General features: G+C 66.5%; 11 protein-coding genes, 2 tRNA genes and 1 pseudogene. 7 read left to right on the top strand and 7 right to left on the bottom strand.

The genetic code is table 11. From position 1 onward, the window contains the following. Positions 1-3: 3 nt before the first annotated feature. The gene (gene ppk1 / locus BM004_RS10485) at positions 4-2,142 is read right to left on the bottom strand and encodes a polyphosphate kinase 1 (protein ID WP_256219852.1); all 2,139 of its coding nucleotides are present in this window, start codon (positions 2,140-2,142) and stop codon (positions 4-6) included. A 239-nt stretch (positions 2,143-2,381) separates the two neighbouring features. Then, entirely contained in the window at positions 2,382-3,290 is a 909-nt protein-coding gene (locus tag BM004_RS10480; protein ID WP_093213114.1) for a GNAT family N-acetyltransferase, read from the bottom strand. 189 nt (positions 3,291-3,479) lie between these two features. On the opposite strand from BM004_RS10480, the gene BM004_RS10475 reads away from it, so the two are divergent. The 4 genes from BM004_RS10475 to BM004_RS10460 all read left to right on the top strand — a co-directional run bounded on the left by BM004_RS10475 (position 3,480) and on the right by BM004_RS10460 (position 6,429). Then, positions 3,480-5,159: an FAD-dependent oxidoreductase gene (locus BM004_RS10475; protein ID WP_177206480.1), complete on the top strand. Its 1,680-nt coding sequence runs from the start codon at positions 3,480-3,482 to the stop codon at positions 5,157-5,159. Between the two features lie 77 nt (positions 5,160-5,236). Further along, positions 5,237-5,500 (top strand): UBP-type zinc finger domain-containing protein, encoded by a 264-nt coding sequence (locus BM004_RS10470; RefSeq protein ID WP_093122846.1) that lies wholly within the window; start codon positions 5,237-5,239, stop codon positions 5,498-5,500. A 95-nt stretch (positions 5,501-5,595) separates the two neighbouring features. Continuing rightward, positions 5,596-6,303, top strand: a complete 708-nt coding sequence (locus tag BM004_RS10465; protein ID WP_093122849.1) for a glutathione binding-like protein — start codon at positions 5,596-5,598, stop codon at positions 6,301-6,303. A 49-nt stretch (positions 6,304-6,352) separates the two neighbouring features. Continuing rightward, positions 6,353-6,429 (top strand) — tRNA-Pro (locus tag BM004_RS10460). A 69-nt stretch (positions 6,430-6,498) separates the two neighbouring features. Here the strand turns inward: BM004_RS10460 and BM004_RS10455 are convergent. The 5 genes from BM004_RS10455 to BM004_RS10435 form a co-directional block, all read right to left on the bottom strand. After that, positions 6,499-7,353 carry an alpha/beta fold hydrolase gene (locus tag BM004_RS10455; protein WP_093213112.1) on the bottom strand — a complete coding sequence of 285 codons (855 nt, stop codon included), beginning with the start codon at positions 7,351-7,353 and terminating at the stop codon, positions 6,499-6,501. 26 nt (positions 7,354-7,379) lie between these two features. After that, the gene (locus BM004_RS10450; RefSeq protein WP_093214044.1) at positions 7,380-8,456 is read right to left on the bottom strand and encodes an alkene reductase; all 1,077 of its coding nucleotides are present in this window, start codon (positions 8,454-8,456) and stop codon (positions 7,380-7,382) included. A gap of 56 nt (positions 8,457-8,512) precedes the next feature. Beyond that, complete coding sequence (locus BM004_RS10445; protein ID WP_093213110.1) at positions 8,513-9,217, bottom strand: SDR family oxidoreductase; 705 nt, start codon at positions 9,215-9,217, stop codon at positions 8,513-8,515. 67 nt (positions 9,218-9,284) lie between these two features. Further along, positions 9,285-10,286: an NADP-dependent oxidoreductase gene (locus BM004_RS10440; protein WP_093213108.1), complete on the bottom strand. Its 1,002-nt coding sequence runs from the start codon at positions 10,284-10,286 to the stop codon at positions 9,285-9,287. A 107-nt stretch (positions 10,287-10,393) separates the two neighbouring features. Next, a complete protein-coding gene (locus BM004_RS10435; protein WP_093213106.1) occupies positions 10,394-10,999 on the bottom strand; it encodes a TetR/AcrR family transcriptional regulator in 606 nt (201 codons plus the stop codon). Positions 11,000-11,219: 220 nt separating this feature from the next. Here BM004_RS10435 and BM004_RS10430 point away from each other — a divergent pair. From BM004_RS10430 to BM004_RS40635, 3 genes and pseudogenes are all read left to right on the top strand, one after another. Continuing rightward, positions 11,220-11,296, top strand: a tRNA-Arg gene (locus BM004_RS10430). Between the two features lie 174 nt (positions 11,297-11,470). Further along, entirely contained in the window at positions 11,471-12,709 is a 1,239-nt protein-coding gene (locus tag BM004_RS10425) for a tyrosine-type recombinase/integrase (RefSeq protein WP_093213104.1), read from the top strand. Positions 12,710-12,780: 71 nt separating this feature from the next. Beyond that, positions 12,781-12,902 (top strand): annotated as a pseudogene (locus tag BM004_RS40635) (IS3 family transposase); the annotation flags it as partial.

The raw sequence follows: 12,902 nt of genomic DNA, 5'->3' as shown, positions 1-12,902 counted from the left end.
TCGTCAGTTGCTGGATGCATCTCTGAGATGCCCTCTTGATGCGTAGCGGTTCATGAGCGCGGCCTGCGCACCGTGGGCCTCGATGGCGCGCGACGCGCCCTCCTCGCCCGGGTGCGTGTCGTGGTCGATGCGCGTGTAGATGCCGTCGGCGCCCAAGTCCCAGGCGTCGCGTCCGTCGTGCAGGTAGGCCACCAGGCATTCGTCGATCAGGCGCTGGCGCAGGCCGGGGTCGGTCACCGGCCAGGCCAGCTCGATGCGCCGCATCATGTTGCGGTTCATCCAGTCGGCGCTCGACAGGTACAGCGACTCGTCCTCGCCGTTGCGGAAATAGAAGACCCGCGAGTGCTCCAGGAAGCGCCCGATCACCGAGCGCACGCGGATGTTGTCGGTCAGCCCCGGCACCTGCGCGGGCAGCGTGCAGGCGCCGCGCACGATCAGGTCGATCTTCACGCCCTTCTGCCCGGCACGGATCAGTGCGCCGATGATTTCCTCGTCGGTCAGCGCGTTCATCTTGGCGACGATGCGCGTGGTCTGCCCCGCTGCAGCGGCCAGGCCCAGCGCATCGATCTGCGCCACGATGTTCTTGTGCAGGTCGAACGGTGCCAGCCACATGCGGTTGAGCTTGGGCAGCCGGCTCTGGCTGGCCAGGTGCACGAACACCGCTTCCATGTCTGCGGTCAGCAGCGGGTCGGCCGTGAGGTGGCTGATGTCCGTGTACAGCCGCGCCGTGCGCGGGTTGTAGTTGCCGGTGGAGAGATGGCCGTAACGGCGCATCTGCTTGCCCTCGCGGCGCGTCACCAGCAGCATCTTGGCGTGCGTCTTCAGGCCGACCACGCCGTACACCACCTGCGCGCCGATCGACTCGAGCATTTCGGCCCAGTTGATGTTGGCCTCTTCGTCGAAGCGTGCCTTCAACTCCACCACCACCGTCACTTCCTTTCCGCGGCGCACGGCTTCGCGCAGCAGGTCCATCAGCTCCGAATCGGCGCCCGTGCGGTAGATGGTCTGCTTGATGGCCAGCACCTGCGGGTCGAGGACCGCTTCGCGCAGGAACGCGAGCACGCCCTCGAAGCTCTCGAAGGGCTGGTGAATCAGCACGTCGCCGCGCTGCAGCCGCTCGAAGAACGACTGCGAGGGCGACAGCGTGACCGGGTAAGAGGCCGGGTACGGCGGAAAGCGCAGCTGCGGCTCTTCGAGCAGGTCGGCCAACTGCGTGAGGCGGGCCAGGTTCACCGGCCCGTGCACGCGGTACAGCGCCTCGGGCGGCAGGTTGAACTGCGCCAGCAGGAAGCTCGCGAGCGACTCGGCGCAGCTCGCCGACACCTCCAGCCGCACGGCCTGGCCGTAGTGGCGGTGCTGCAGGCCCTGGCGCAAGGCGGTGCGCAGGTTCTTCACGTCTTCCTCGTCCACCGCCAGGTCGGAATGCCGCGTGACGCGGAACTGCGAGAAATCGCCCACCTCGCGCCCGACGAACATGCTCGCCAGGTGCGCGCGCACCACGCTCGACAGCGCCACGAACAGCGTCTTGCCGTCCGACACCTTGGCCGGCATGCGGATCAGGCGCGGCAGCACGCGCGGCACCTTGACGATCTGGATCGGGTTCTCGCGGCCGAAGGCGTCCTTGCCGCCCAGGCGCACGATGAAGTTCAGCGACTTGTTGGCCACCTGCGGGAACGGGTGCGCCGGGTCGAGGCCGACCGGAATCAGCAGCGGGCGCACTTCGCGCTCGAAATATTCGCTGACCCACTTGCGCTGCGCCGGGTTGCGCTCGCCGTGCGAAATGATGTGGATGCCGTGCGTGGCAAAGGTCGGCATCAGCTCGTCGTTGTACAGCGCGTACTGGCGCGCCACGAGCTTGTGGGCCGCCTCGGCCAGCCGCTCGAACGACTCGACCGTGTAGGTGCCCTTGTGGTCGCCGGCGCTGCCCGCGATCAGGTGTGGCGCGGCGCGAACCTCGAAGAACTCGTCGAGGTTGGAAGACACGATGCAAAGGTAGCGCAGCCGCTCGATCAGCGGCACCTCGGGGCGATGGGCCCAGTCGAGCACCCGTTCATTGAACGACAGGATGCTGTGGTCGCGGTCGAGCAGCGTGAACGTGGGCGCCGCGACGGCGGGCAACCGGTCTGCGGAGGCGATTGGCATGGGGACTGATTCTGGAGCAAGCGGCACGGGAGCACACGTAGGCGGAAATATGACAGTGTCGACGTCGTTTGTGACGTTCTCATGACATTCCCGTGACGCCTTCAAAAGCCCCGTTGCGTGGGCCTTGTGCGGCTCCATCATGCCTGGAGACAAGGCGGGCGGCCCGCTGTGCGGCGAGGCGGCCGCTGCGGGGTGTGACGGAGCGGCCGCCCCTGTTTGTGACAGGACGGCCGCTGCTTTCATGCGCCCAGGAAGTGCTTGCGGTAGCGCGCCGGCAAGTCGTCGATGCGCATCAGCATCGGCAGGTCGGCGGCGTTGAAGTCCGGGTCCCAGGCCGGTGCGCCCAGCACCTTGGCGCCCAGGCGCAGGTAACCCTTGATGAGCGCCGGCGGCTCCACGTCGAGCGTGCTGTCCAGCCGTTCGACCGGCAGCGGCAGGCGCGGCTGCACCTGATATTGAATCGGGGCCATGTGCTTGGCCGACACCTGGCGCCAGATGCTGGCCGCCGCGTCACCGTTGGTCACGCCGTTGTGCGACATCGGGATGCTGGCGCAGCCGATCATCGTGTCCAGCTTGTTGCGGTGCATGAAACCGGCCAGCGCACCCCACAGCGCGAGGATCACCCCGCCCTGGCGGTGCTCGTGGTGCACGCAGCTGCGGCCCAGCTCGACCATGCGCTCGCGCAGGTCGCGCAGGCGGGTCAGGTCGAATTCGGTGTCGCTGTAGGTGCTGCCCACGCGGCGGGCCTGGGCCGGCGTCAGCACGCGGTAGGTGCCGATGACTTGCTGGGTCAGTTCGTCGCGCACCAGCAGGTGCTCGCAGAAATCGTCGAACAGGTCGATGTCGTGGCCGGCCAGCGGCGAGGACACGCGGGCGCCCATTTCACCGACGAACACGTCGTAGCGAAGGCGCTGGGCGGCGCGCACGTCGTCGAGGTGGCGGGCCCAGCCCACCGTGATGCCTTGCCTGGATTCGACGGCCGGCGGCAGGATGGCGGCCGGGGCCGGGGCCGGGATGGAGACAACCGAGGAAACCGAAGGCATCGATGGCTGGGCAACCGTCGAAACGCCGGTTGCGGGAGCGGGCCACAAGGCCGCGCGCAGCCCGATCTGCGAAAGCGGAAACGTCGGGTTGGGCAGTTCTTTCATGGGGAACCCTTTCTGCCGAGGGAGTCTCCGCACCTGCCATGAAGCGTGCATGTCAGGAAGATTGCAGGTGCATGACGGTGTTACAGGGCGTCAAAACCCCGGCAAACCCGCTCTGGCATTGCATGCGCGCCGCTCGGGCACCAGGTTCGTCGTTTAATGCGATGGATTCGCGACATGGAGTTTTCAGACATGGCCCTCGACGCAAACGGCACCGACACCAGCCGCCTTCACCAGACTTTCCCCGTTCTCAGTGACACCGAGATTGCGCGCATTGCGCGCTTCGGCAGCGTGCAGCAGTTCGCGCGCGGCAGCCGGCTCTTCACCGCCGGCGAAACCGCCCCCGGCATGTTCGTGCTGCTCAAGGGTGTGGTGGCCGTGACACAGCGCGACGGCCTTGGCCACGTCGTGCCCATCGTGCGGCAGGGGCCGGGCGAATTCCTGGCCGAAGTCGGCCAGTTGAGCGGCCGCCCGGCACTGGTCGACGGCCATGCCGACGAAGACGTCGAAGCCCTGCTTGTCTCGCCCGCGCAACTGCGCGCCCTGCTGGTGGCCGAGGCCGACCTGGGCGAGCGCATCACCCGCGCACTCATCCTGCGGCGCGTGGCGCTCATCGAGTCCGGCGCCAGCGGGCCGGTGCTCATCGGCGCGCCGCAGTCGCCCGACATGGCACGGCTGGAGAACTTTCTTCGCCGCAACGGCTATCCCTATCACCTGGTCGACGCCGAGCACGACCCCGACGCCGCCGCCCTCCTCGCGCAATACGGCGCCAGCAAGCTGCTGGCCGTGTGCCCCGACGGCTCCGTGCTCGTCAACCCCGGCGACGACGCGCTCGCGCGCTGCCTGGGCATGGTCGACACCGCCGAGCGCGACGAGCTGTTCGACGTGGCCGTGGTCGGGGCCGGGCCGGCCGGGCTCGCCACCGCCGTGTATGCGGCTTCCGAGGGCCTGCGCGTCATCGTGCTCGACTGCCGCGCCTTCGGCGGCCAGGCCGGCGCCAGCGCGCGCATCGAGAACTACCTGGGTTTTCCCACCGGCATCTCGGGCCAGGCGCTGGCGGGCCGGGCCTTCGTGCAGGCGCAGAAGTTCGGCGTGGAGATGCTCATTCCGGCCAAGGTGACGTCGCTCGACTGCTCGCGCAACAACGCACTCGACTGCCTGCGCATTGCGCTGGCCGACGGCCGCACCATCAACGCGCGCACCGTCGTCATTGCCAGCGGCGCGCGCTACCGCCGCCCGAACGTGCCGCGCCTTGCCGAGTTCGAAGGCCGCGGCGTCTGGTACTGGGCCTCGGCCATCGAAGCCAAGATCTGCTCGCAGCAAGAGGTGGCGCTGGTCGGCGGCGGCAACTCGGCCGGCCAGGCCGCCGTGTTCCTGTCGCGCCATGCGGCCAAGGTCAACGTGCTGGTGCGCGGGCCGTCGCTGGCGGCCAGCATGTCGCGCTACCTCATCGACCGCATCGAGGCCACGCCCAACATCTCGCTGCAGCCGTACACGGAGCTCGTGCGCCTGCACGGCGGCTCCGACGAAGGCCTGACCGGCGCGACATGGCGCTGTCACACCACCGGCGCCGAACATGACTGCCCGGCGCGCAACATCTTCCTGTTCGTCGGTGCCGAGCCCGAAACCTCGTGGCTCGAAGGCTGCGGCGTGGGCGTCGACAAGAACGGCTTCGTGCTCACCGGCAGCGCCGCGAGCAGCGGCTTTCCGGCGCGGCCGGCCACGCAGCTCGAGTCCAGCGTGTCGGGCGTGTTTGCCGTGGGCGACGTGCGCTCGGGCTCCGTCAAGCGCGTGGGCGGCGCCATCGGCGAAGGCGCCGCGGCCGTTGCGCTCATTCACCAGCACCTGTCGCAGTCGACCGCCGTGGCGTGACGCCGCGGCACGGCACAGCACACCGCCGAACACAGCAACACGACACACACACAACACAAAGACCGAGGAGCTTTCACTTGCAAATCAAACCTTGCGACCACGTGCCAGCCGACATTGCGCAACCCCACACCCTGCGCGGCTGCGAAGAGTGCCTGAAGACCGGCGACACCTGGGTCCACCTTCGCCTGTGCGTGCACTGCGGCCACGTCGGCTGCTGCGATTCGTCGCTGAACCGGCATGCCACGAAGCATTCACGCGCCGAAAACCATCCTGTCATCCAGTCGCGCGAGCCCGGCGAAGACTGGATGTGGTGCAACGCGCACCAACGCCAGGTCGGCTGAATTCCCGCGCCTGCACGCGTTGCGGAGGCCGCGTATATGCTGCCGGGCTCCCGTCACACGCGTCCACGCGCATCACATTCACCGGAGTCCGAGACATGCCTGCTGCATCGCCCATCGAGGTCTATTCCTGGCCCACGCCCAACGGCCACAAGGTTCACGTCATGCTCGAGGAGTGCGGCCTGCCGTACCACGCGCACCCGGTGAACATCGGCAAGGGCGACCAGTTCGCGCCCGAGTTCTTGCAGATCAGCCCGAACAACAAGATCCCCGCCATCACCGACCCCGACGGTCCGGACGGCAAGCCCATCTCGCTGTTCGAGTCCGGCGCCATCCTCGTGTACTTGGCGGGCAAGACCGGCAAGTTTCTGCCCACCGGCGACCGCGAGCGCTACGACGTGCTGCAGTGGCTCATGTTCCAGATGGGCGGCGTCGGCCCCATGCTGGGCCAGGCGCACCACTTCCGCCTGTACGCGCCCGAGAAGATCGCCTATGCCATCGACCGCTACAGCAACGAAGCCAAGCGTCTGTACGGCGTGATCGACAGGCAGCTGTCGAAGAACAAGTTCATTGCCGGCAAGACCTATTCGATTGCCGACATCGCCATCTTCCCGTGGCTGCGCAGCTGGGAGAACCAGGGCATCACCCTCACCGACTTCCCGCACCTGAAGGCCTGGTTCGACGGCGTCGCCGCCCGCCCCGCGGTGCAGCGCGGCGTGAAGGTGCTGGCCGACCTGCGCCAGCCCCTCACCGGCGACAAGGAGCGCGAAGTTCTCTTCGGCAAGACGCAGTATGTGAAGCGTTGAAGAGAAATTCTGGAACCGGCCAATATCCGGGCTAGAATAGAAGGCTTGTCGGGGTGTAGCGCAGCCTGGTAGCGCATCTGGTTTGGGACCAGAGGGTCGAAGGTTCGAATCCTTTCGCCCCGACCAAAAAATGTGAACGGTGACAGCAACTCAGGTTGCTGTCACCGTTTTGCTTTGTGGCCCTGCCCCGCGCAGTCAGGCGAGAAATGCGAGCGCCCTGCTCACGAAGTCGGTGTGAAACTGGAACACCGCGCCGTGCCCGGAGTCGGGATAGATGACAAGTTCGCTGTTCGGAAGCCGCAGCGCCAGATCCCGCGTGTTCTGACTCGGAACCATCCGATCGCTGTCGCCGTTGGCAACGAGAACCGGGTGCCGAACCCCCGACAGATCCATCGGTTTCTTCCCGCCCCACCGGCGCAGCGCTTTCAGCTGCGCCTGCAGCGCGGTCACCGTGATCTCCTTGTCGCGATTTCCTGAGCGTTCCTTCAAGCGCAGCAGAAACGCTTTTCCCGCTTGAATGCCGGCGGGCGTCCTGGTGAAAAACAGAAACTGCTTCGGATCCTGGCGGGTGAGCAAACCCCGGACCATGTCGAGGTACGTCACCCGCGCCACCTTGCCGATGCCTTCGCCGCCCGCGGGACCTGTCCCCGTGACGATCATCCGGCGCACGAGTTGCGGTGCCATCAAGACAATTTCCTGCGCAATCATCCCGCCCATCGAAAAGCCGAACAGGTCGACCTGTTCGAACCCCATGGCCTCGATGAAGGTGATGGCGTCCCGGGCCATCTCCTCGATCGACGACGCCGGCTTGCCGCTGGACGCGCCGACGCCCCGGTTGTCGAAGGTGACGACGCGATGCTTTGCCGCGAAGCCGTCGACAACCCGCGGGTCCCAGTTGTCCAGGACGGCCGCCAGGTGGATGAGAAAGATCACCGGCGTGCCCGTGTTCTGCGTTCCGAGTTCGCGGTAGGCGAACTCCACGCCGCCCGCGGTGAGCGTCCGCGTCGGAACGTCCTTCCAGGTCACGTTCGGCCTTTGCGTCGCACTCATGGTGTTCGGCCTTCGAGGTATCTCGATCAGCCCGCGAGGGCCGGATAGTCGGTGTAGCCCTTGGCACCCGGCGTATAGAACGTCGCCATGTCCAAGGCGTTCAGCGCCGCATCGGTCCGCATGCGCTCCACCAGGTCGGGATTGGCGAGGAACGGGCGCGCAAAGGCGATGAGATCCGCCTGGCCGGCCTTGAGCGCTGCATCGGCACTGGCGCGATCGAAGCCTCCGGCCAGGATGAACAGGCCCTTGAACGCAGCGCGAAGCCGGGACTTCAACTCGCCAGGCACGGGCGGAGCGCCCATGGCCGAATGGTCCAGCAGGTGCACGTACCGCAGGCCAAGCGCCGACAGCGCCTGCACGAGCGCCAGGTACTGCGATTCGACATCGGGAAAGGCGCCCGAGCTGTTGAACACGCCATGAGGCGACAGCCGCACGCCGACGCGATCGGCACCGATGACGTCGGCGGTGGCGCGGGCCACCTCGAGCGCGAAACGGTTGCGGCCTTCAATGCCGCCGCCGTAGGCATCGGTGCGCTGGTTCACATTGGCGTTCAGGAACTGCTCGATCAGGTAGCCGTTCGCGGCATGCAGCTCGACACCGTCGAATCCCGCCTCGATGGCGAGTTGCGCCGACTTCGCGTACTCGCCCACGGCGTGGGCAATGTCGGCGGCCGTCATCGCGCGCGGCGTGCTGTGCGGCTGCATGCCCTGCGTGTCGGTGTACATCTCGCCGGGGCAGACATCGGCCGTCGGCCCGATCACCTCCGCCCCCACCGGCAGGTTGGCCGCGTGGCTCACGCGGCCAGTGTGCATGAGCTGCACGAAGATCTTGCCGCCCTTGGCATGGACCGCGCCGGTGACTGCTTTCCAGCCGCGCACCTGCGCGTCGTTGAAGAGCCCGGGGATGCGTGCGTAACCCAGGCCGTTGGGCGACGGCGAAGTGCCTTCGGTGACGATCAGCCCGGCGGTTGCACGCTGGCCGTAGTACTCGGCCATCAGGTCGTTGGGCGTGTTGGCATCGACGGCGCGGCTGCGCGTCATGGGCGCCATCACGGCGCGGTTGGCAAGTTGAAACGCAGGCGTGGCGAGAGGTTCGAAGAGCATGGTCATTCCTGGAAGAGACGAAAGAAGCGGATCGCTGGCAACTGGCCGGAGCCGGCTCAGGCCAGCTGCGGCAGATAGCTCGGCCGTGCCGCCGTCATTCCTTGCTTGACCTGCAGCGTGAGCGCATCGGCCAGCACCTCGTCGAGGCCCGATTCGAGGCCGTCGAGCGCGCGCCGGACGATTTCCTCGGGGCTGGACTTCGGCACCTCGAACCCGCGCGTCAGGTCGGTATCCACATAGGCCATGTGCAACCCCAGCACCTGCGTCTTCTGCGCCGCGAGCTCGTTGCGCAGCGCGTTGGTGAGCGACCAGGCAGCCGACTTGCTGGCCGAGTACGCGGCCAGCTCGCCGCCATTCACCCATGAGGCGACCGACAGCACGTTGAGCAGCGCGCCGCCATTGTTGGCTTTGAGGATCGGCGCGAAGGCCTTGCTCATGCGCAGCACGGCGAAGAAGTTGGTTTCGAAAATGCGCCGGGCGACGTCTTCGCTGTCCGCTGCAAGAAAGCCGCCGGGCTGGGCGATGCCGGCGTTGTTGATCACCAGCGTGACGTCCGGCGCTTGCGCTGCGGCAGCGGCCACGTCTTCAGGCTGGTTGACGTCGAGCCGCAGGGGCGTCACCCCGGCCTGCGTGACGGTGACGGGGTCGCGTGCGCCGGCGTAGACCTTGCGGGCGCCTCGGGCGAGCAGTTCGCGCGCAAAAGCCAGGCCGATGCCGCGATTGGCCCCGGTGACGAGGGCGACGGCGTTTTCAATCTTCATGAGAGGCTCCAAAAAAACGGATGGGTGGGTTGATGGGGTTCGCGGGTTGGCGGCTGAGGAATCGGGTTCACTTGACCTGCACGACGACCTTCCCCTTCGCACGGCCGGCCTCGACATAGGCCAGGGCCTCGTTGGTGGCGGCAAACGGAAAGATCCGGTCGATCACGGGGCGGATGGCGCCGGCATCGATGAGCCGTGCAATCTCTCGCAGTTGCGCGCCGTTCGCCCTCATGAACAGGAAGGCGTAGTCGACGCTCCGGGCCTTCGCCCTTCGCCTGACGCCCAGGCTCAGCAGGCGCATGACCAGCTTCACGAACCCGGGGGCTGCGATTTCCTTGCCGAAGTCGGGGTCCGGTGGCCCGGAGATGGAAATCAGCTTTCCGCCGGGCTTGAGCACACGCAGCGATTTCTCGAGCGTCGTGCCGTCCTGGCTGTTCAGGACCACGTCGTAGTCGCGCAAGAGCGCCTCGAAGTCCTGCGTCTTGTAGTCGATGACCACGTCCGCACCCAGGCTCTTCACCAGTTCGACATTGGCCGTGCTCGTCGTCGTGGCGACGGTGGCGCCCAGGTGCTTGGCCAGCTGAATGGCAAAGGTGCCCACGCCGCCCGAGCCCGCCTGGATGAAGACCTTCTGCCCCTTCTTCAGCTTCGCGTTCTCGACCAGTGCCTGCCAAGCCGTCAGGCCCACCAGGGGGATCGACGCGGCTTCGGCCATCTTGAGGCCCTTGGGCTTGAGCGCCAGCGACGCCTCCTTGACCGCGACGAACTCGGCGAAGGTGCCGATGCGGAAGTCGTCCTGCCGCGCGAACACCTCGTCGCCCAGCCTGAACTGCTGCACGCGCCGGCCCACCTGCACCACGACGCCAGCCACGTCGTGCCCCAGCACCAGCGGCAGCCGATAAGGCAGGATCAGCTTGAACTCGCCGTCACGGATCTTGGCGTCCAGCAGGTTCACGCCCGCGGCATGCACCTCGACCAGGACCTCGTCGTCGCGCAGTTCCGGCGTCGGCATGTCCGTCGATCGCAATGCGCGCTTTTTTCCATAGCGCTCCAGCACGAATGCCTTCATCGTTCTTCCTTGTTCCCGGCACGCCAGGTGTTGTCGATCTCTTCATTTCGCATGATGTTCGTCATATGTGGAGGCGAAAAAATGGGCAGCTGCGTCCATCGGCGGATTCAGCTGCCCGTGGGGCTCAGGTGCTTGAGCGCGGCCTGGCGCAAGGCGTCGGACAGCGCAGGCTCGTCGACTGCGCGCGCCAGCAGCAAGGCGCCCACCATTGTCGAGATGGTCACGAGCGCCCGTTCATGGGCGCCCGGTTGTCCCCAGTCCGGCAACTGGCGAGCCATGAGGTCGATCATTTCCTTGATGTGCAGCGTGGTCACCCGGCGCACTTCAGGCACCTGGCGCGAGGTTTCGCAGCCCAGCGCGGCCAATGGGCACCCCACGTCGATGTGCTCCAGATGCTCCTTGGAGAGATAGGCGCCCAGCATGGATGCCAGCGCCTTGTCGGTGGGCGTGGTGGCCACGACCTGCGCGGCCGCGGAAGCGGACTCCGCGCACGCCCTGCCCGCAGCTTCGGCCAGCATGGCCTCGCGCGAGGCAAAGTGGGCATAGAAGGCGCCGTGCGTCAGGCCGGCCTCCTTCATGATGTCCGCGACGCCCGTGCCGTCGTAGCCACTGCGACGGATCGCGCGGGCGGCCACGGACACGATGCGCTCGTGCGTGGCATCTTTCGCGGCGGCCCTGGCGTTGGTCTTCTCTTTTCGCATGATATGCATCATATCGAATGCGCCAGCAGCCTGCAACCGTTGACAGAACACCTGCCGGAATCCGGCCTCGGCGCACCGTGCTTGCTGAGGCCATTCACCGGGAGCGGGAGCCGCCGCAGCCCGAGCTCACAGGCGCGAGGCCAATGAGGAACTGGGTAGAATTCGCCGCGGCCAGCCTGGAAAGAATGACGTCTAAGTCATTGATTCTTCAGGCTTCTCTCAGGCCGCAAATCTGCCCGTAGCTCAGTTGGATAGAGCACCTGCCTTCTAAGCAGGTTGTCGGGGGTTCGATCCCCTCCGGGCAGGCCAATTGAGTGCTTCACGAAGCCCCACAAGGCGCCACGAGCACCCAATTTCCCCTCTGTAGAGGCGGAATTTAGGCCCCACGAGCAACCACGATGAACCGCTGAGATTCATCAAATTTGGGGGAACATCCGGGGGAACGGGTACAGTTTCTACCTCCGTCGTCGAATTTGTTCCCCCATGCTCACCGACACCGCCTGCAGGAAGACCATTTGCCCCGCCGACAAGCTGCGGCTGCGCCTCTCCGACTCCGGAGGGCTCTACCTGCAGATCGAGCCCAGCGGCTCGCGGAGGTGGTTCTGGAAGTACCGCTTCGAAGGCAAGGAAAAGCGCCTGTCGCTGGGCAGCTACCCCGAGGTGACGCTCAAGGCCGCGCGCACCGGCCGCGACGATGCCCGCAAGATCCAGCAGCAGGGCATCGACCCCGCGCAGCGCCGGCAACTCGAAAAGCTCGAGCGGAAGGTCGACACCAACGCCAGCTTCGAGGCGGTGGCGCGCGAGTATCACAAGACCAAGAGCTCGGCCTGGAGCCCACGCTACGCGGCGCGCTGGATCTCGATCATGGAGAAGGATGCATTTCCGTGGCTCGGCAGCCTGCCGCTTTCCATCATCACGGCGCCGATGCTGTTGCAGGTGCTGCGCCGCATCGAGGCTCGCGGCGCGCACGAGACCGCGCACACGCTGCGCCAATGGTCGGGCCAAGTGTTCCGCCACGGCATAGCAACAGGCCGGTGCACCAGCAACCCAGCGCCGGACCTGCAGGGCGCGCTGGTGCCCGTCCAGGTCAAGCACATGGCTGCAGTGCTCGAGCCGGTGAAGGCCGGCGAGTTGATGCGCGCCATCGCCGCCTACGCAGGCCAGCCTGCCACGCGCGCGGCGCTGCACCTCTCCGCTCTTCTCTTCCAGCGGCCCGGCAACATCCGGCAAATGCGATGGGCGAATGTCGACCTCGAGAAGGCGGTGTGGACGATTCCCGCAGCGGACATGAAGCGCACGAAGACCGCCAAGCTGAACGGCCGGCCGCACTTGGTGCCGCTGCCCACGCAGGCCGTTGCTGTCTTGGAAGACCTCAAGCCGCTCACCGGCCATGGCCAGTACGTCTTCCCAAGCCTGTTGACTGGCGAGCGGCCGATGAGCGACAACACCGTGAACACCGCGCTTCGTCGCATGGGCTTCGACAACACCGAGATGACGGCGCACGGTTTCCGCGCGATGGCGCGCACGATCATGGTCGAGCAGATGGACGTCGAGCCCGAGGTGATCGAGGCGCAACTCGCGCACGGCAAGAGCGGGCCGCTGGGCGCCGCCTACGACCGAGCAGAGTTTGTGGTGAAGCGCCGCAAGATGATGCAGCTGTGGGCCGATCATCTCGACGAGTTGCGCCAAGGGGCGCAAATTCTGGCCTTCAGGGCGGCGTAGTAACGCGCTACAGTGCAGTTTTGAATCGCCCCGGATTTTGTGGAGGCTCAACACTCTGAGAGGATTGAGCCATGAAGAAGTCGAACAAGTTCTCACCCGAGGTGCGTGAGCGCGCGGTGAGGATGGTGCAGGAGCACCGCGGGGAGTACCCGTCGCTGTGGGCGGCGATCGAATCGATTGCACCGAAGATCGG

Source organism: Variovorax sp. OK212, assembly GCF_900112425.1.
Lineage (GTDB): Bacteria > Pseudomonadota > Gammaproteobacteria > Burkholderiales > Burkholderiaceae_C > Variovorax.
Note: the sequence above shows the minus strand (reverse complement) of the source record. Positions and strands in the feature narration are given on the sequence as shown.